Here is a 19,557-nt window from a genome sequence, read left to right as displayed (position 1 = left end):
CATTACCTGGCTCCGCCTGGGGGCGATCTGGGGTATTCCACATCGGCCCCCCGGCCCCTGGCCGCCGCCCCCCCCCGCCGCACCCCCCCCACCGGGGGGGCCCCCACGGAGGCGGTACGGCGGCCGAGCCATGCCCCAGGAGGGGGAGGCATCTCCCGGCCGCGCCGCCCGCAGGGTGCGGTCAGTGTTCGCGCGGCGCGGGAACCACCCGCTCCACCTCGGGGTGGACGGTCAGCAGCTGACGCATGGCCGACTCGGCCGCCGTGCCGTCCCCGGTGCCGAGGGCGTCCACGATCCTGCCGTGGTGCGCCAGCGACGTCTCGTTCGGCCGGTCGCAGCCGGTCACCGGGCCGCCGGAGACCTGGAGGGCGGCCGAGACGATCCCGGAGAGGTGCTCCAGCATCCGATTGCCGGCGACCTGGATCAGCAGGGAGTGGAACTCGGCGTCGGCGCGGGAGAAGGTGATGGCGTCGCCCTGCCCCATGGCGTGACCCATGATCTCCACCATGTCGGCGAGCCGCTGCTGGACGTCCTCGCGCCCGTGCCCGGCCGCGAGGCGGGCGGCGAGCGGCTCGATCGTCCAGCGCAGTTCGCTCAGCTCGCGGCGCTGGTCGTCGCGCTGCGGCCCGAAGGCGCGCCATTCGATGATGTCCGGATCGAGCAGGTTCCAGTCGCTGACCGGGCGCACACGCGTACCGACGTTCGGGCGAGCACTGACCAGGCCCTTGGCCTCCAGGACCCGGAGCGACTCGCGGACGACGGTGCGGGAGACCTCGAAACGCTGGCCGATCTCCTCGGGCACCAGCGGACGGTCTGCGCCCAGATCGCCGGAGACGATCATCTGCCCCAGCTGCTGGACGAGTTGGCCGTGCAGCCCGCGTCCGCGGCTGCCCGCGGCGCGCCGGCCCACGCGGCCCAGCTCCGGGTCCGCGCTCTCCCAGGCGGGGGCTCCGACGCGGTCGACCACGTGGGCCTCGGCGTAGGGGTAGCGGTCGAGATCGCCCGGGCCGGCCAGACCGGAGTCGGCGGAGCGGGCGGCGGTCATCATGGTGTGCGCAAGGGTACTCACGGATCCTTTGTCGGCGCCGTCTCCAACTCCCTTGAGGTCTTTGGTGAAAAGCACACGAAAGGGTGATCGCTCACCCCGTCGCAATTGACGCCTTATCGGAAAGAAATGGGCTTTCCCCAGGGAGTTGCGCACAGGGGAGGACGAAAGCGCGCGGACGGTTGTCATCGGACCCTGCTGCGCAGGGTGGTGAGCAGATACGCGCAGAGCAGAGCGGTGAGCGACAACGTCAGGGCACCGCCCACGGGTTGGGCGATCACCCTCGCCAAGGCCCACAGATAGCGCTCTCCCCCGAAGGGCCACTGCAGCAGGAACAGCTCGCGCAACCGCAGCGGAAGCCCGGCCGCCATCCGCACGGACGATCCCGCCAAGGCCTTCTGTACGAGCGGAACGACGACCACCGGTACGGAGACCACGGCCGCGAGTCCTGCCGTGGTGGACCGGAAGACACCCGCGGCCAGCACGCCGGCCCAGGCACATCCGATGACGAGACCGAGCCAACTCGCGCTCAGCGAAAGCCAGTCCGCGGGAACTTGCATGAGCTCCCGTCCGTAGACGATGTAGAGCACTTCGGCGTCGCAGCCGACCGTGAGGAAGGCCAGCATCAGCGCGGTGGCCGTGGCGACGAAGAGTTTTGCGGCCAGCAGCCCCAGCCGACGGGGCACGGTGCCGCGATCCGCCGCGAGCGCGGGATGGCGGAACTCGTCGCCGAAGGCCAGCGCGCCGAGCAGTCCCGCACCGAGCGCGGCGGGCGGCAGCGGCAGCTCGCGCGGCCACGCGGCCAGCAGGCGCGCCTGCGGGGTGTGTCCGATCCGGGCCAGGAGGACCGCGGCGAGGGCGGACACGACGAGTACGACGGCCCCGGTGACGAACCCGGTGCCGATGCCGGCGGCGCGACGGATTTCGTAGCGCAGAGGACGCAGGGGGCTCGGGGCCGGGCGGACGGAGATGGGGGGCGGAAGCGAGGGCGGGCCGTCGAGGGCGCCGGCCTGAGCCGGGCGTACGGCCGGCGCCGGGGCACGCCCGGACGCCGCACGTGACGAGGGCGCGTTGACGCCTGCCTTCAGCGCGCCGGCCTCTTGGGGTGCGTCAGGCAGAGGCGGGGACGGCGGTTCGGGGTGTGCTTCGTGGGATGCATCAGCCGGAGCCGGGGAAGCCGGGTCGGCGCCTCCCTGCCCGGACGCGTCAGCCGGGGCCGAGCCGCGCGCCGGCCCGTCGGGCTCCGGGACTGCGTCCGCAGCGTGCGCCTGCGGCTCGTCGGCGGATCCCGGCACGCCGACCGGTGCTTCCACCGCTCCTGGGCCCATGTCCCCGATCTCGTCGGCGAGTTGATGTACGAGGATGCCGTGGCGGAACGCGGTCTCTCCGACGTCGGCGCAACTACTGCCGTAGACGGAGAGGCGATTGCCGCCCTCGTGCACGACTTCCACGGAGCGCTGGGCGGTGCGGGCCTCCTTGGTGAGCAGGGCGGCGAGGCGCACGACGTGCGGGCTGCGGACGGCGACGCGGGGGCGCAGCCGGGTGCGCGCGAAGTCCTCGGCGTCCTGGTCGGCGACAATCTTGCCCCGGTCCAGCGTGACGACCCGGTGGGCGCTGCGCGCGGCCTCCTTCGGGTCGGCCGTGGTGACCAGGACCGTACCGCCCTGGGCGGCGTGCGCGTGCAGCATGCCGTACAGCCAGCGGGCCTCGCGGGGGGATAGGCCGGCGGCGGGTTCGTCGAGTACGAGTGTGTGCGGGTCGGACAGCAGGGCGCAGGCCAGGCCGAGGCGGCGGTCCATGCCGCGCGAGAGGGTGCCGAGGCGTTCGTCGCGCAGGCTGACGAGGCCGACCACTTCGAGGACCTCGTCGGCGCGGCGGGCGGGAACTCCTGCGGCGGCGCACAGCATGCGGAGATGGCCACGGACGGTACGGGCCGGGTGTCCCGGTACATCACCCAGGAGCACGCCGACTTCGCGCCCCGGATGGGCGATGCGGTGCAAGGGGCGGCCCTTGAAGTAGGTGATGCCACGGCCCTGTTGGAGTTCGAGCATGAGTTTGAGTGCGGTCGTCTTGCCCGCTCCCGGCGCGCCGAGCAGCGCGGTGACGCGGCCTGCGCGCACGTCGAAGGAGACGTCGTCGACCGCGGGCGGAAGCTCCTTGCGGGGATTGCTGGTCAATCCGTAGGCCTGGATCACCCGAAGCAAGATAGCGCGCTATGTCCGATTTTTCGGGTATAGCGCGGCCCGCTCTGCAGGCTGTGACCGGTACGCCCGGCACCATGCCGTCACACTTCGGGGCGCAGCATCGGGGGGTTGAGCAGTGTGGCGCCGCCGGCCCGGAACAACTGGGCGGGGCGGCCGCCCTGGCGTGTGGTGGTCCCGCCGGTGGGGACGAGGAACCCCGGTGTGCCCGTCACCTTGCGGTGGAAGTTGCGCGGGTCGAGAGCCACGCCCCACACCGCCTCGTAGACCCGGCGCAGCTCGCCGACGGTGAACTCGGTGGGGCAGAACGCCGTGGCGAGGGACGAGTACTCGATCTTGGAACGGGCGCGCTCCACGCCGTCGGAGAGGATCTGGGCATGGTCGAAGGCGAGCGGCGCCACCGGTTCGCCGTCCCGTCCGTAACCGCCCTGCTGCAGCAGCTCCTCCACCGGCGCCCAGCGCGCGTTGCTGGCGTCGCCGCCCGCCCGGGGTGCGGGCAGGTCGGGGGCGAGTGCCAGGTGGGCGACGCTGACCACGCGCATCCGCGGGTCCCGCTTGGGGTCTCCGTAGGTCGCCAGTTGCTCCAGGTGGGCACCGTTGTCCTGGGCGGGAACGGCCGGGTCGTGAGCGCGCAGCCCGGTCTCCTCGGCCAGCTCGCGTGCGGCTGCCTGCGCCAGATCCTCGTCGGCCCGTACGAAGCCACCGGGGAGTGCCCAGCGCCCCTGGAACGGTGGTTCGCCCCTGCGTACCGCCAGCGCGCACAGGGCATGGCGGCGCACGGTCAGCACGACCAGGTCCACGGTGACGGCGAAAGGCGGAAACGCTGACGGGTCGTAGGGCATGCGGCGATCATAGTCGTCTGCCTGACGATAAACACTCCTTTCGCCGGCCGCTTCGATGACTGATCCACTTCGGTCCGGTATGAGCCCCAACCCCTGGTTCCGGGTGCTGTGCGGTGGTACGTCGTCCCAGGTCACACTCCCAATTGCAGCCCGTCGGCCGCCTCCTCGACCATGGCGAGACCGAGGCGGCTGACCCGTACGGAGAAGGGCGCTCCGGCGATTCGAAGTCCCCTCAGGACGATCTCGCCCAGGGGGGCGCTGTGCATGGGCCGCAGTGTGATCGTCCCGGCCGGAGCGTCCGGACGGATACCCGCGAGCGTCACCAGCAGCAGCACACCGGCGGCCGCCGCGGTGGCGGCCGGACGACAGGCCGCCGGGTGCGGGAGGGGAGCGCTTCCCGCGGTGCGCTGCTCCCCCGCGTACATCTCGGGCAGCCGGTGCCCGAAGCTCTCGGCCGCCGCCAGGGCGCCCCTCAGCAGCGAACCCGCCTCCTTCTCATAGCCTGCGGCGGCCAGGCCTGCGACGGCGATCGCCGTCTCGTGGACCCGCACGGCACCGCTGCGGTGGCCGAACGGGTTGTAGCCGGCTTCCTTCACGCCCAGTCCGCGCAGCCCCCAGCCCGAGTCCATCCCTGGGCCGCCGAGCAAGCGGGCGAGCTGTTCGGTCTGCACCTTGTCGAGCAGCCCGGGGGCCTGCTCGCCCCCGCCGAGCAGGCCGGTGTCGAGGAGATGGGCGGCGGCAGCACCCAGGTACGGCAACGGGGTGCCGTCGGGGGCGCGAGCGGCGGCCGGCCTGCCGCCGCCCCGGTCGTCGACCCAGAAGTCCTCCCTGAACTCCGCCCGCAGCATCTGGGCCCACTGCCGCAGCTCGGCGCCGCCCGGCCGCCCGCAGCCATCGAGCAGATCGGCGCCCAGCAGAGCCGCACGGTGGGCGTGGGCCTGCGTCTCGCAGCGGACGGGACCGGCAGGATGCGGGTCACTCAGGTAGGTCCCCTCGCCGACGGTCGTCCGCAGCCAGGCCAGACAGCGCTCGGCCGCCGGCAGCAGTTCCTCCGTCTCGGCCTCGGGAAGGCCCCACCGGCGGGCCTCCGCGAGGAGCGCCGGGAAGAGCAGCGTGGCTTCCGTGCCGGTACAACCCGGCGGCAGATGGATGCCCGCGTCCCGTCGCGGACCGGGGATCATGCCGGACTGCGGCCCCGCGCCCCGGAGTTGGGTGCGGGCGAGGGCACGCAGCGTGCCTGCGGCGAGCCGGGTACCGAGGGCCAGGGTCATCCGCGCCGCCGCCAGTGCCTCGGCCGGGGCCGGACCGCAGCGCCAGGGGGCTCCTGCCGCGAGTTGCATGTCCAAAGGGTGGGCGGGGTCGCGCAGCAGAAGGGCATGGAGATCTTCGACGCTTGTCCGCAGCAGCGGCTGGACCCGCGGGTCGTCACCGGACCCCCTCGCCGCGGCAAGAGGGCTCGTGGCCGTGCGGCTCACGGCTCGGACAGGGCCCGCTCCGTCCGGCCGTACCCGCAGCTCCACACTGGTGCTGCCGCCAGGTGACAGCTCGAACTCCCAGCGCAGCAACCCTGCGGAGGCCAGTGCGTCCGCGGGCGGCGGATCTGCCGTGACCGACGAGTTCCCGGTGGCGCAGGACCAGCGAAGGCCCGAATCGTGGACGCTGGCGGGCAGTTCGGGCCCGGCGGTGCCCGACGCGATGGCGCCCAGGTCGGCCAGGTCCGTGCCGAGGGCGACTTCGAGAGGCACACGCAGGGGGCGCCGGGCCGCACTGTGCAAGGTGATGCGCTCCGTCCCGTCCGCGTGGCGAATGCGCTCGACGACGAGGTCCGGGTCCGGGCCGGAGTGCGGCGAGGCACGCAGCGTGCCCACGAAGCGGGCCCCGTCGGCCGAGGTCATGCGGGCTTGCACCGTCAGCGGTTCGCGCCCGGCCACACGGACCTGGCATCGGGAGAGCACGCGTCGGCCCGCCCGGTAGAACCCTTCCAGCCCCTGACCGTTCATCTGCCCGTCCTCCGACGAGATGGCGAGTCCCGGGAGCGCGACGCAGATCATCGCGGTGTGCGTGGACGGCAGTTCGACGGGCCGGCGGGGTGGCGGCAGTGTTGTGGCTCGGGACGGTGGTGCTGCTCCTGGGGGTGCGGATGTGGACGAGCGGGGCGCCTGACCTGGGGATGGTGACAGGACCCGGCCCTGGTCCGGGGGTGACGGCAATGAGCGTTGCCGGCCTGTGAGTGGGTCGGATGGTCTGCTCGGATCGTTCCGCCCGGCTGGGAGTCGGTCCGGGTGGGTCGGCCGGGGCAGGGGGCGGCCCGGCTCGGCCGGCTCGAGTGCGCAGCCCCCAGGGTTGTGCGGGGGAACGGCGGTGAAGCCCTGGTCGGTCGGCCTGCCAGGGAGTCGGTCCTGACAGTTCGCCCCGATCGCGGGTCCGGGTCTGTCCGTCGCCCCAGGCGGGTACCAGTCCTGGCCGCTCGGTGCGGAGGCGCGGGTGCTGTCGGCCGCACACCGGGCGTCGCGCCGGGCGGCAAGGTCCGCGTCGGCTGATGAGCGGGCGCCCGCCCCGGGAGACAGCGTGGGCGGGCTTGCACCGGAAGTGTCGTCGCCGGCAGCGGAGGGCGGAGTCGGATGATGCATGGGGTGGCTTCTTCTGCGCTCGGTGCACCTCGGGCGTGTGCGACGCCGGGTGGGAGGATCCGGACGGACGTGGGCTGTGTGGCGGCCGCGCACATCCAGGCGTTCCGCCACTCAGGTGAACGGAACAGCGGTCCTCCGGGTCACGCCTGCGACAGACCTGCCGGGACGGACGGCAGCGACGACGCTGATCAGTCCCGGCCAATTCCGATTGCCGCGCGCGGAGCGCCCCGCGACTGCCGTCGGTCCGGTCGCCCCGACCGGCGCTCGACCAGCACCTGCTCACACCTGCTCCTCGGTGCCGCCGTCTCCCGGGCGCATGCTTTCGGGGCACTGGTCTCCGCGGCGGGCGGCGCCCTTCCCAGGGGTACGTGGGCGCGTGCGACCGATCCGGGGGGAGCCGGGACGGGTGCCGCTCGCCACCGCCGTCCGCGGGCGCGGGGCGCCCGTGCCACTCCCCCGGCCTTCTGGCCTCGCCGAGCGGGAATGGCTGCGGGCCGTGCCGCTGGAACGGACACGGCGTCGCGGGCGGGGAGCTTCCTCCGAGCCCGATTCCGACACCGGTTCCGACACCAAGTCGGGCATCGATCCCGACACCGACTGCGACACGGATTCCGGCTCCGAGACCGATCCGGAGACCGATCCCGACACCCGCTCCGGCGCCCGCTCCGACTCGACGACCTGGGCCGTCACCGGCTCTGCGGTCCCCTCCTTGCCGTGCGACTGCTGGGCTGCCGTCCGCCCCCTGCCCCGTCGTTCCGCACGCAGGCAGCGGCGGATCGACTCCGGGTCCAGACCCTCGTTGCACGCCTGGTGCAGGAGCCGGGCGAAGAGGTAGCCCGGATCTGCGCCGAGTGCCATGGCGAGGGCTTCCCGGGCCTCCAGGTCGTCACCCGTGGACCAGGCGACCCAACCGGCCAGCGTCAGCGGTGCCGCCGCGTGTTCGCCGTAGGGTCCGACGCACCGGCGGGCCAGGGCCCGCCAGAGCCGGAGTGCGAGCGCGGCCTCCTCGCCCTCCATCCACTCGGCCGCGCGGTCTCGGGTCGCACGGTCCTGCAGGCCGAGAATCAGTGTCGCGGCTTCGTCGTGTGCGAGCAGTTCGTCGTCGCGGAGATCCGCGGTGAGCGTGCCGGACACGGGCCGTGCGCCGGCCAGTCGGCGCATGATCTGCGCGGACAGCTCCAGTGTCTCCTCGGCGACACCCTCACGGCTGGCGTCGTCGAGAATCCTGGGGACCAACGCCATGCTCGCGGTGTCCAGGGCACTCTCCTGCTCCAGGGCTGCCGCGGTCTCCCAGGGCTGCAGCCTGGCCCGCAGCTCGCGCAGAGTGCCCCGAACCTGCAGGCCGGCATACGTGGCGGCGGCGGCCAGCACGGAGGTGCCGGGCAGGCCCATGGGCAGACCTTCGGGTGGACAGCAGGCTTCGTTCCCGCAGCAGTAGGACCAGAAGCGGCCGTCCGAGATGCACAGCGCCTCGATCACCGGCACGTCGAGCTGTCCGCACTCGATCCGCAGTTTCTGGGCCAGCGGACGCAACCGCTCCATGACCTGCCGCCCCGACTCGCCCTTCGCCGGTTCCTGGCAGAGGTAGGCGACCATCTGTTCGGGCCGGGCTCCCCTGCGCTCACTGCCGGTGACCAGTCCGTGGGCCAGCTGCTGGGCAACGGAAGCCCAGTCGTCCGTACTCGCCGGAATGCCGAGCCGGGCACGGCCGCCGAATCGGCCCCGGCCGTCCCTGTCGTGCAGGGCGACGAGGACGATGCTTTCCTCGGGCCGGTACCCCAACAGATAGGGCAGGGCATCGGCCAGTTCGGCCGGGGTGCGCAGCGTGACCTGGTGCTCGGGGCCATGGCTGTCGTAGGCGGTGCAGTCGACGTGGTCCGGGTGGCCCGGGCGCTCCTCGTGCACGTCTTGTGCACCGTACGTGCCCTCAGTGTCGCGCCCGCCGCCGTGGTCGTCCGAAGCGGCCGGGCCGAGGTGCTTTTCCGGTCGGCCGGGGTCGCCGTGTCCGTCGTGGTGCTCGGCGCCGTCACGTGCGGCGGCCTTGCCGTTTTCGGGGGATCCAGTGGTTTCGCCGTGATTCGTCATGCCCAGACGATCTCGCGGAGCACGGTATTCCGGTTTGCCCTGTGGATAACTCAAGCCAGGGACACGTCAAGCACTCTTCGCATCCACAGCTCCGGTCGGGCTTGTCGGTGCCGTCCTGTTTGATGGGATGCATGGAGCACACGAGCAACGCGGAACTCAGGGCGGCCGCGGACGCGGTCCTCGCCCGCCTCGTCGGGGACGCCACGGGCGCGGCCCGACTGCGCGAGGACCAGTGGCGGGCGATCGAGGCGCTGGTCGCCGACAGACGCCGGGCGCTCGTGGTGCAGCGCACGGGGTGGGGCAAGTCCGCGGTGTACTTCGTGGCGACGTCGCTGCTGCGGGCCAGGGGCAGCGGACCCACGGTCATCGTCTCCCCGCTGCTCGCGCTGATGCGCAACCAGGTCGAGGCCGCGGCCCGGGCCGGTATCCACGCCCGGACGATCAATTCCTCGAACACCGAGGAGTGGGACACGGTTCAGGACGAGATCGCCGCGGGTGAGGTCGACGTCCTGCTGGTCAGTCCGGAGCGCCTCAACAACCCGGACTTCCGGGACCAGGTGCTGCCCAAGCTGGCCGCCGCCACCGGACTCCTGGTGGTGGACGAGGCCCACTGCATCTCCGACTGGGGGCACGACTTCCGTCCGGACTACCGCCGGCTGCGCACCATGCTCGGTGATCTGCCGCCGGGCGTCCCGGTGCTCGCGACCACTGCCACCGCCAACGCGCGCGTGACCGCCGACGTCGCCGAACAGCTCGGCACCGGAGGCACGTCGGACGCCCTGGTGCTGCGGGGCCCGTTGGACCGGGAGAGCCTGAGCCTGAGCGTGCTGCGGCTGCCGGACGCCGCACATCGTATGGCCTGGCTCGCCGACCACCTGGGCGAGTTGCCGGGTTCCGGGATCATCTACACGCTCACCGTGGCCGCCGCCGAGGAAGTCACGGCTTTCCTGCGGCACCGCGGTCACACGGTCGCTTCGTACACGGGCAGGACCGAGAACGCCGACCGGCAGCAGGCCGAGGACGACCTCCTCGCCAACAGGGTGAAGGCCCTGGTCGCCACCTCCGCTCTGGGCATGGGGTTCGACAAACCGGATCTCGGATTCGTGGTGCACCTGGGCTCGCCGTCCTCGCCCATCGCCTACTACCAGCAGGTGGGCCGCGCCGGGCGCGGAGTCGAGCACGCCGAGGTGCTCCTGCTGCCGGGGAAGGAGGACGAGGCGATCTGGGAGTACTTCGCGTCGCTCGCCTTCCCGCCGGAAGACCTGGTACGCCGCACTCTCGATGTCATGGCGAGAGCGGACAGGCCCATGTCGCTGCCCGCCCTGGAGCCCTTGGTGGAGCTGCGCCGCTCCCGCCTGGAGACCATGCTCAAGGTTCTCGACGTGGACGGGGCGGTCAAGCGCGTCAAGGGCGGCTGGATCGCAACGGGGCAGCCGTGGACGTACGAGGCGGAGCGGTACGACTGGGTCGCGCGGCAGCGCAGGGCCGAGCAGCAGGCGATGCGGGAGTACTCCTCGACGACCGACTGCCGCATGGAGTTCCTGCAACGCCAGCTGGACGACGAGGGCGCCAAGCCCTGCGGCCGCTGCGACAACTGCGCCGGCGCGCGGTTCACCACGGACATGTCCACGACGGCATTGGACGCGGCGCGGGTGGATCTCGGTCGGGCCGGCGTCGAGGTGGAGCCACGCCGTATGTGGCCGACCGGCCTGCCGGCGATCGGCGTCGACCTCAAGGGACGCATCCCGGCCGGTGAACAGGCCGCTCCCGGGCGGGCGTTGGGCCGGCTGTCGGACATCGGCTGGGGCAACCGGCTGCGGCCGATGCTGGCGGCACAGGCACCCGACGGCCCCGTGCCGGACGACGTGGCGAAGGCCGTTGTGGGCGTGCTCGCCGACTGGGCCAGGGGGCCCGGGGGGTGGGCCTCGGGAGCGGCTGACCCGCAGCCGCGCCCGGTGGGTGTGGTCACCGTCTCCTCTCGCACCCGTCCTCAGTTGATCCACTCTCTGGGTGCGCGCATCGCGGAGGTCGGCAGGCTGCCGTTGCTGGGCTCCGTGGAATACGCGAGCGACGCGCCCCACGTCTCCCGGAGCAACAGCGCACAGCGACTGAAGGCACTGGACGGCACGTTGAGCGTGCCGCCCGCCCTCGCCTCCGCTCTCGCCGAGGCCGGGGGTCCAGTCCTCCTCGTCGACGACTTCACCGAGACCGGCTGGACGTTGGCGGTCGCGACCCGCATGCTCCGACGTGCCGGTGCGCAGGGGGTGTTGCCACTCGTCCTGGCCGTCCAGGGCTGACCGCGGCGCGACACCGCACACCCGCTCGGCAGTCGCGCCTTGAACCCTCCATCTCAACAGCGCACCAACTTGAGGTGAACGGTGGGCGCATGCGTCGTGACGCAACGTACTGGGTAGGGATATAAACCGCAGACCGCCGTGTTTCGGTCAGTGGCCCCAATTGCTCGTTGCCGCATCCAAGTTCGACAGGAAGAATTGAAGTCCGCTCCCCGCACGGCTCGTCCGTGGTCCGGTAGGGCTCTGCTGCGGCGTGCGCTCCCCTGAACATGACCCCGCCCCCAGTGTGGGCGCGTAGCCGAAGGGAGGACCGTGACCTTCGGATTCGCTCCGTCCTCGGCGGCATCCACGTCGACGTCTGCCGACCTGTCCGCCGCATCCGCCAACCCTCTCACCCGCATGCTCGAACCCGCGGAGTGGGCCGCCGCCGGTATTCCTCTGCTGCGCAATCCGCGAGAGGTCGTCAGCGGACTCCATTCCCGGCATCACCCAAGGCCCGCGACCGCGGTGGTGGCCGTCCTCGACCCGGACGAACGCGTGTGCGCGAGCGCCTCGTTCACCCGCCGCCCGGCTCCGGCTGACGGCTGGATGTTCCGCAACACGCTGCTCGCGCAGCTTCGCCGGGTCATCCCGCACGACCTGCGGCGCCGCACACCGGTGCGCACCGCGGTGCTGCTCTACTGCCGTGAGGGCGACGCGCGTTGGACCGAGGAGGACGGCGCATGGATGTGGGGCCTGCGTGACGCGTGCACACTGCACGGACTGCGCTGCGGGGCGTACATCACGCTGACCCGGGACGGCTGGCAGGTGCTCGGTGAGGGCCGTGGCGGGCGCCGCCCCAACGCGGACTCCTCACCGGAGCCCTTCGGCATGTCCGAGGCGCCGCCCCCGCTGCCCCGCACCGGTGGCGCCGCCTCGGAGGTCCTTCGCCGCGCCGCGGCCCGCTGAGAACCCCGACGGGTCACGCCCGACCGACGCAACAGCACGCCCCCTTCGTACGCCGGCTTCACGGCGCCGAGGGGGAGTTGCACACGACGGCCGGGGCCGCCCGTCGGCACTCCGAGCAACCATCGCCACGCGGGGCACGTCGCTGCACGAGCGACGGACGCCGCCCAGCGCGCCGGCGCTCCCACTTGTCCGTAACACCACAGGAGCGGGTGGTAGCGCGGGCACCGGGCTCCGCCCCTGTGTCTGCGCACGCGGAAACGCCCGCTGTGCTGATGCCGCCACAGCGGCGTCCTCGTCGCTCCGGCGTCCCCGTGGACGTACCGGAACAGGCTCAGACGCCCGCGCCCAGCACCGAGTTGATCTGCTGCGGGTCGCCGCAGACGATCAGCAGGGCCCCGGCCCGGGTGAGGGCCAGCGGCAGTGCGGAGGCGGCTACTGCGTCGGAACCGCCGTTGACGGCGACCACGACCACGGGGCGCAGGGCCGCGCGACCGGCGACGGCGGCGTCGGTGTAGAAGACGTCGTCGCCCGCGTCGTGCTGCGCCCAGTAGGAGGCTTCACCGAAGGACAGCTCGTGGGCGGCCCACGGGTGCTGTTCGCCGGTGGTGATCACCAGAACGTCTCCGGGGGCACGACCCGAGTCCAGAAGCAGGTCCACGGCTTCCTCGGCGGCGTCGAGCGCCCCCTCCGCCGAGGCCGGGATCAGCTGGATCTGCGGGGTCGCCGAAGCAGTGACAGCGGCAGGGGCAGCCGGGACCGAGGGTCCGGGCTTGGCCACGGCCACGTCACGCGACGTGCGCTGCACGGGCGGCGTGGGCCGGAGCGGACCAGGACGACCGGGACGCGGCGGAGCCGCGGGACGGGGACCGGGTACGGGACGGGGGGTCGGCGCGGTGCGGCCGCTGGCCGGCGTGGCGCGGGGACCCTGGGCACTCTCGTGAATCTGAGGCTCCTCGGGAATGAGAGGCATGGGCTGATATTTATCAAACGTTGGTGCGGCTCGCGTCGGCGGGTGGCACATGAGCGCGAGCGGAATCGTCAGAAGTCGAAGCCGAGCTGACCCTCGATCTCCGGAACGCCTCCGTCCGCCCAACTGCGGACCTTCTTGAGGTGTCGCCACTGGGGCAGCGCATCAAGATACGCCCACGACAACCGGTGGTACGGGGTGGGCCCCCGCTCCGCCAGTGCGGCCTTGTGCACGGGCGACGGATACCCGGCGTTGTCCGCAAAACCGAAGTCTGCATGGTCGATACCCAGTTCGGCCATCATTTTGTCGCGCTGAACCTTGGCGATCACCGAGGCCGCCGCGACCGCCACGCACGACTGGTCGCCCTTGATGACCGTACGGACCTGCCAGGGCGAGCCGAGATAGTTGTGCTTGCCGTCGAGGATCACCGCGTCGGGACGGACCGGCAGAGCTTCGAGGGCGCGTCCCGCCGCCAGGCGCAGTGCTGCGGTCATGCCCAGCTCGTCGATCTCCTCCGGCGAGGCGTGCCCCAGCGCGTACGAGGTCACCCACTTCTGCAGTTCCACGGCAAGAACAGTGCGCCGCTTGACGGTGAGCAGCTTGGAGTCGGTGAGGCCCTCGGGGGGTCGGCGCAGTCCCGTGATCGCCGCGCAGACGGTGACGGGGCCGGCCCACGCACCGCGCCCCACCTCGTCGACACCGGCAATGATCTTCGCTCCGGTCGTGGCGCGAAGGGAGCGCTCGACGGTGTGAGTAGGCGGTTGGTACGGCATGGCGCCCTCAGCCTACGCCCCGTGGATCACCCGGCGACACCCCGGCTCCCACTACCACTTCCGAGACGGCGGCTCCCCGCCCTCAGCCGACGCCCGGTCGCAGCAGCGGAACCATCAACTGGTCGATCATTTCCTCGAGATCACGATCGTCCCATTCGCTTCCGCGTATCTTGGAGCGGTACATCATCATGGCCGGGATGACATCGAAGACATAGCTGTTCGCCGCGTCGGGGCGCACTTCATTCCGCTCTATGCCGCGGGTGATGACCTCACGAAGCAGCTTGATGGTCGGCTCCACGATCCCGTCGAAGATCACGCCATGGAAGCGCTCCGCCTGAACCGGGTCGCATTCGTGAATCACGGAGCGGACCGCGAAACCGGGGCGCGAGAACATCGCCTCACGCGCCTGCCGGCACAGCGCGAGCAGATCTTCGCGCACACTGCCCAGATCCGGCGCCTCCTCTATGCGCGGCAGCCCCGCCTGCAGGGCATCGGCGACGAGATCCTCCTTGGACGGCCAGCGCCGATAGACGGCGGCCTTGCCGGTCTGGGCGCCGGCGGCGACGCCCTCCATGGTGAGGCCGTTCCAGCCGACCGTGCTGAGCTGTTCCAGGGCGGCATCGAGGATCGCGCGTTCGAGTACGGCGCCGCGCCGACGGAAGGAGGCCGCCTGAGCGGGGGCGGCCGTCCAGCGCGAAGTAACCATCTCTGTATCTCCAGCGAGCAGGGGGAGCGGGTTTCGGGGCGGGAGAGCACCACGTGGCGACAACGGGGGATTCGCCACACGACACCAATTTAAGTGAACGCTTGCGTTCACTATCGGGGACTCACTACGGTTGACGCGGCAGTGAACGCGAGCGTTCACTAACGCATTCGTGGGGGACCCATAGTGACAACCTCTCAGTTGATCAAGGAACAGAAGCCAGGTGCGGCGCGACGGGAGGGGCATCCCGGCATTGCGCTCGCAGTCATCGCGGCCTGCCAACTCATGGTGGTACTCGACGCGACGATTGTGAACATCGCGCTCCCGCACATTCAAGACGCTCTGAAGTTCAGCACCACCGACCTCACCTGGGTCGTCAGCGCCTACACGCTCACCTTCGGCGGCCTGCTGCTTCTGGGCGGGCGCGCCGGGGACATCCTCGGCCGCCGCCGGGTCTTCATGACCGGCATCGTGCTGTTCACCCTCGCCTCGCTGCTCGGCGGACTCGCCCAGGAACCCTGGCAGTTGTTGGCCGCACGTGTCCTGCAGGGCATGGGTGGCGCGATTGCGTCGCCCACCGCGTTGGCGCTCATCACCACCACGTTCCCGGAAGGCCCGGAGCGCAACCGGGCCTTCGGCGTCTTCGCCGCCGTGTCCGCGGGTGGCGGCGCGATCGGCCTGCTGGCCGGCGGCATGCTCACCGAGTGGCTCAACTGGCGTTGGGTGTTCTTCGTCAACCTGCCGATCGGCATCGTGATCACCCTGCTCGCGCCGCTCTACATCAGCGAGTCCGAACGGCACACGGGCCGCTTCGACATCGCGGGGGCCGTGACCTCGACGGCGGGCATGGCTTCCCTCGTCTACGGCTTCATCCGCGCAGCGGACGACGGCTGGCGGGACGGCCTGGCCATCGGCTCCTTCGGCGCCGCCGTGGTCCTGCTGGTGGCCTTCGCGCTCATCGAGTCCCGGGCCAAGGAGCCGATCACTCCGCTGCGGATGTTCGCCGACCGGAACCGCTCCGGAACGTACGTGATCATGTTGAGCCTGGCCGCGGCGATGTTCGGCATGTTCTTCTACATCGTCCTCTTCGTGCAGAACGTGCTGGGGTACAGCCCGATCCAGGCCGGTCTCGCGTTCCTGCCGGTGACCGTCGTGATCGCGCTCGGCGCCGGCCTCTCCCAGCGGTTCCTGCCGGTGCTGGGGCCCAAGCCGTTCATGCTCACCGGCTCGGCTCTCGCGGTGATCGGACTGGCCTGGCAGACCCTCATCAGCTCCAGCAGCTCGTATGCCGGCGGAGTGCTCGGTCCGATGCTGGTCTTCGGCTTCGGCATGGGCCTGAACTTCGTGACGCTGACGGTCACAGCGGTCTCCGGTGTCGCCCAGCACGAGGCGGGTGCGGCCTCCGGACTGCTCAACGCCACACAGCAGGTGGGTGGTTCGCTCGGTCTGTCCATCCTGACGACGGTGTTCGGGTCGGCCAGCAAGGACGAGGCGCAGAAGCAACTGCCGAAGTTCCTCGCCAACGGTTCGGCGGAGCAAAAGGCAGAGTTCTCGAAGACGCACCAACTGCCCGGAACCTGGGGACACGAGGTGCTCGCCCAAGGCATTTCCATGGGCTTCGTGGCGGCCGCGGCCATGGCTGTGCTCGCCTTCGGAACTGCCTGGTTCGTGATCCGGGTCCGCAAGAGCGACCTGGAAGCACTCGCCGGCACGGCGGGAGCAACGGTCGGCTGAACCAGCCGCCCCCACACGGGGCCGCGGAGGGCCGGACCGAGTCCGGGGGACCGACGGCGAGGACGTCGGTCCGGCCCTCCGCACACATCCCACGGGGCACAGCAAGGTCAGGACTGAAAACACCGCCCAGACGACCACGAACCGCACGACTCACCCCCGGACCTTTCGCGCGTCAGGTGCAGTGCACCCGCTCCTGCGCTTCACACTGCTGATGTCACGACAACGGCCGCGCGGTCACGCAGAGTTCCCGGCGAACACAGAGAGTTTCCAGCAGTCTCTCCGGGCGATCTCCACAAGTTGCGGAGGATTCAATCTGACGGTGCCTGGGCGGTCGGCACCCAGTCCGGCAGCGCCTCCGTCAGTCCCGCCCACTCGGCCGGCGGCATCCCGGCCTTCCCTGCGGCAAGCACCCCGCCCACGATGGCGCAGGTGGTGTCCACGTCACCACCGACCTGCGCGGTCGTCCAGAACGCCTGCTCGAAGTCGCCGAGTGCCCGCGCGGCCGACCAGAGCGCGAAGGGCACGGTGTCATGGGCGGACGTACGCCGTCCGCAGCCCAGTACGGCCGCGACGGTGCCCGCGTCGGCGTAGTCGAGCATGTCCCGTGCGCGCCGCAGGCCCGCGCCGACGGCGCTCTTCGGGACGAGCGCGACGACTCCGTCGAGGAGTGCCTCCGGGCTCGGCGGACCGCCGGGTGCTGCGACCAGCGCGGCGGCCGCCGCAACCGCCATGGAGCCGACGACGGCCTCGCGGTGCTGGTGCGTGGGGTACGCCGAGATCTCCGCCTGATGAGTCGCCTGCTCCGGGTCGTCCGCGTACCAGGCGCCCAGTGGGGCGATCCGCATCGCCGCGCCGTTGCCCCAGGAGCCCTGTCCCTTGAAGAGGTCGGCGGCCAGCTCGCGCCAGTCCCCGCCCTCTCGAACCAGCCGCAGCAGACGGTTGACCGCGGGACCGTACCCACGGTCGAAGTCATGGTGGTGGGCGAAGGACTGCGCCAGGGCGTCCTGGTCGATGCGGTGGTGGGCGGCCAGGACCGCCACCACGGAACAGGCCATCTCCGTGTCGTCGGTCCACTGCCAGGGGCCCGGCGGCAGCTCGCGACGCTTCAGCAGCGGATAGTTCGCCGGCACGAAGAACTGCGAGCCCAGCGCATCCCCCACGGCCAGTCCACGCAGGCTGGCCACGGCGCGGTCCAGGCGCCCGTCGGGAGCGGAGTCAGGGGTCATTGCTCTGCCACTCTATCCGGTGATCCCGTACGGCTCCGGATCTCGCCAGCGTTCGAAGGGCCGGTCAAGCACGTACTTGCCGTCGTCCCCGAGAACGAGCATCCGCATCTCCGCGTTCCCCGGGTTCGACAGCGACTCGAATTCCGCGACCGTCCAGTGGAACCAGCGCATGCAGAACAGCCGCATGGCCAGGCCATGGGTCACCAGCAGCACGTTGGACGGGTGGTCGGGGGCCTCGAAGCTGCGGTACAGGCTCTCCAGGAAGCCACCGACCCGGTCGTACACGTCGGCGCCGGACTCCCCCTGGGCGAAGCGGTAGAAGAAGTGGCCGTACGCATCCCGGTAGGCCTTCTGGAGGCGCACGTCGTCGCGGTCCTGCCAGTTTCCCCAGTCCTGTTCGCGCAGCCGGGGCTCCTCCCGCACCCGTATGAGCTCGGGATCGAGATGGAAGGCGCGCAGGGTCTCGTGCGTGCGCCGGTACGGTGACACGTACACGCTGACGCGCTCACGGCCGAAGACCTCGCGCAACCGCTTGCCGGTCTCCTCGGCCTGCTGCCAGCCCCGCTCGGTCAGTGCCAGTGCATGGTCGGGCTCCCGTTCGTAAACGGTGTCATCAACATTGCCCGTTGACTCTCCGTGCCGGACAAGGACGATGCGCCGTGGTCGTGCCATGCCAAAACCCTAGATCGGGTGACGGCTGATCGAGCACTCGTACGGGCTCCATACAGCGTAGGTCACACACTTCCTGCACCACTGGCCACACCAGGGCACACCATTAAATGCGTCCGGTTTCCAAACCCACGCGTCAGACCGTCCAGGTCGGCTCCAGCTCAATGATGTCGCCCGTGAGGGCCGCCACGTCCGCCTCCGTCTGGGCCCGCAGGGCGAGCCGCTCCACACGCTCCGTGCGGTACTTGCCGTGTTCGGCGGCCGACCGCCACATGGACAGCACCAGGAACTCATGGCCCGGTGCCTCGCCGAACAGGCCGCGGATCATGCCGGGAGAGCCGGCCATGGCGGGATTCCAGACCTTCTCCTGCATCAGCGTGAAATGCTCGGCCCGCTCCTCGTGCACTCGGCAGAGGGCGACCCGCAGCAGGTCCGCGTCCGTGAAGCGCGGTTCGAAGCCGGTCTTCACGTCGAAGCGGTAGTCGAAGAGCTTGACCTGGGCATCCTTGAAGGTGCCCGACTGAGCCGCCGCCAGCCGATCGTGGGAACGGGCCATGAAGGAGTCGTAGAAGGCACGGCTCTCCCAGAAGGCGAAGATATGGGCCACTCCTGTGCGTCCCCGGCTCCAGCCACCACCTTGTCCCCGAAACCCCGGCTCCCCCAGAAGCCCCGCCCACTTTCGCTGCCCCCGCTCGAAGCCGCGGCGGTCCACCACGGTGCAGCGAATCCACTTGACCAGCACCGCGCCATGGTAAGGCCACGGAGCGTGGCGCCGGTCACGCTCCGGTGCACAGCTCCGGCGCACACCTCCACGCGCGCGTGGCAGGATGGACAACAGGCCCAGTCCGTCGTGCAGTTCGGGCCGGACAGGGGCACACGGGGAGACGGGGAAGGGGAGATCCGGTGACCGGCATCAACAAGGGGATCCGCAAGGTCGAGGTCGCACTCAAGTGGGACCCCAGTCCGGCGGGAGAGGCGGCCACCGATCTCGACATCGTCGCCGCCACCTACCCGGCGGCCGACGCGTACGGCGAACCCGCCTATGTGGTGCACTTCGACAGCCGTTCCCCGGACGGCACGATCTACCTCAACCGAGACAGCAAGGACGGCAAGGGCTTCGGCTGGGACGAGGTCATGACGCTGGAGCTGGAGCGGCTCAGCGAGCGGTACGCGCGCGTGGTGGTCGGCGTGGTCATCCAGCAGCGCACTGCGCACCGGACCTTCGTCGGCGTGATCAACCCGGGGCTGCGCATCCGCGAGGGCTACACCGTTCTGGCCGAGGACGACTTCGGCGACGTCCTCGGGGCAACGGCGGCGACGGTCGGGGAGTTCATACGTGACGAGTCCGGCGAGTGGACGTTTCGCCCCGGGATCCACGGCTTCGAGGGCGACCCGGCGGCGTTCACCCGGGACATGGGCCGGGCGCACCAGCCCTGACGT

The 19,557-nt window shown here is 71.1% G+C and carries 15 protein-coding genes; 4 read left to right on the top strand and 11 right to left on the bottom strand.

Annotated features, from left to right (window positions below):
- Positions 1-181 precede the first annotated feature (181 nt).
- The 5 genes from ABT254_RS41225 to ABT254_RS41205 form a co-directional block, all read right to left on the bottom strand.
- On the bottom strand, positions 182-1,069 hold the full coding sequence (locus ABT254_RS41225; RefSeq protein WP_351482512.1) for a FadR/GntR family transcriptional regulator: 888 nt from the start codon (positions 1,067-1,069) through the stop codon (positions 182-184).
- Between the two features lie 161 nt (positions 1,070-1,230).
- Positions 1,231-3,240, bottom strand: coding sequence for an ABC transporter ATP-binding protein (locus ABT254_RS41220; RefSeq protein WP_351482510.1), 2,010 nt, complete (start codon positions 3,238-3,240; stop codon positions 1,231-1,233).
- 89 nt (positions 3,241-3,329) lie between these two features.
- Positions 3,330-4,088, bottom strand: a complete 759-nt coding sequence (locus ABT254_RS41215; RefSeq protein WP_030939512.1) for an NUDIX hydrolase — start codon at positions 4,086-4,088, stop codon at positions 3,330-3,332.
- Between the two features lie 131 nt (positions 4,089-4,219).
- Positions 4,220-6,088, bottom strand: coding sequence for a glycogen debranching N-terminal domain-containing protein (locus ABT254_RS41210; RefSeq protein WP_502972140.1), 1,869 nt, complete (start codon positions 6,086-6,088; stop codon positions 4,220-4,222).
- A gap of 909 nt (positions 6,089-6,997) precedes the next feature.
- Positions 6,998-8,803, bottom strand: a complete 1,806-nt coding sequence (locus tag ABT254_RS41205; protein WP_351482505.1) for a DUF4192 domain-containing protein — start codon at positions 8,801-8,803, stop codon at positions 6,998-7,000.
- A 131-nt stretch (positions 8,804-8,934) separates the two neighbouring features.
- Between ABT254_RS41205 and ABT254_RS41200 the strand changes: the two genes are divergently transcribed.
- Together ABT254_RS41200 and ABT254_RS41195 are read left to right on the top strand one after the other, a co-directional pair.
- Entirely contained in the window at positions 8,935-11,100 is a 2,166-nt protein-coding gene (locus tag ABT254_RS41200; RefSeq protein ID WP_351482503.1) for a RecQ family ATP-dependent DNA helicase, read from the top strand.
- A gap of 309 nt (positions 11,101-11,409) precedes the next feature.
- Positions 11,410-12,045, top strand: coding sequence for a hypothetical protein (locus tag ABT254_RS41195; RefSeq protein WP_351482501.1), 636 nt, complete (start codon positions 11,410-11,412; stop codon positions 12,043-12,045).
- Between the two features lie 331 nt (positions 12,046-12,376).
- Here ABT254_RS41195 and ABT254_RS41190 read toward each other — a convergent pair whose 3' ends face one another.
- The 3 genes from ABT254_RS41190 to ABT254_RS41180 form a co-directional block, all read right to left on the bottom strand.
- Positions 12,377-13,015, bottom strand: a complete 639-nt coding sequence (locus ABT254_RS41190) for a hypothetical protein (protein WP_351482499.1) — start codon at positions 13,013-13,015, stop codon at positions 12,377-12,379.
- 68 nt (positions 13,016-13,083) lie between these two features.
- Positions 13,084-13,785, bottom strand: coding sequence for a ribonuclease HII (rnhB, locus tag ABT254_RS41185; protein ID WP_351482497.1), 702 nt, complete (start codon positions 13,783-13,785; stop codon positions 13,084-13,086).
- Between the two features lie 82 nt (positions 13,786-13,867).
- Positions 13,868-14,491 carry a TetR/AcrR family transcriptional regulator gene (locus tag ABT254_RS41180; RefSeq protein ID WP_351482495.1) on the bottom strand — a complete coding sequence of 208 codons (624 nt, stop codon included), beginning with the start codon at positions 14,489-14,491 and terminating at the stop codon, positions 13,868-13,870.
- A gap of 183 nt (positions 14,492-14,674) precedes the next feature.
- Here ABT254_RS41180 and ABT254_RS41175 point away from each other — a divergent pair, with 183 nt between their 5' ends.
- A complete protein-coding gene (locus tag ABT254_RS41175) occupies positions 14,675-16,222 on the top strand; it encodes an MFS transporter (RefSeq protein WP_351482493.1) in 1,548 nt (515 codons plus the stop codon).
- 308 nt (positions 16,223-16,530) lie between these two features.
- Here ABT254_RS41175 and ABT254_RS41170 read toward each other — a convergent pair whose 3' ends face one another.
- The 3 genes from ABT254_RS41170 to ABT254_RS41160 form a co-directional block, all read right to left on the bottom strand.
- Positions 16,531-17,448, bottom strand: coding sequence for an ADP-ribosylglycohydrolase family protein (locus tag ABT254_RS41170; protein ID WP_351482491.1), 918 nt, complete (start codon positions 17,446-17,448; stop codon positions 16,531-16,533).
- A 12-nt stretch (positions 17,449-17,460) separates the two neighbouring features.
- Positions 17,461-18,120 (bottom strand): histidine phosphatase family protein, encoded by a 660-nt coding sequence (locus ABT254_RS41165; RefSeq protein ID WP_344401721.1) that lies wholly within the window; start codon positions 18,118-18,120, stop codon positions 17,461-17,463.
- A gap of 133 nt (positions 18,121-18,253) precedes the next feature.
- Positions 18,254-18,859, bottom strand: coding sequence for a YdbC family protein (locus ABT254_RS41160; protein WP_099931779.1), 606 nt, complete (start codon positions 18,857-18,859; stop codon positions 18,254-18,256).
- Positions 18,860-19,020: 161 nt separating this feature from the next.
- Between ABT254_RS41160 and ABT254_RS41155 the strand changes: the two genes are divergently transcribed.
- Positions 19,021-19,554 (top strand): TerD family protein, encoded by a 534-nt coding sequence (locus ABT254_RS41155; protein ID WP_351482488.1) that lies wholly within the window; start codon positions 19,021-19,023, stop codon positions 19,552-19,554.
- The last annotated feature ends 3 nt before the right edge of the window (positions 19,555-19,557 follow it).

The sequence above is a fragment of the Streptomyces sp. NPDC001137 genome (assembly GCF_040298885.1).
Lineage (GTDB): Bacteria > Actinomycetota > Actinomycetes > Streptomycetales > Streptomycetaceae > Streptomyces.
The sequence above is the reverse complement of the archived record's forward strand: the minus strand, read 5'-3'. Positions and strand labels throughout refer to the sequence as shown.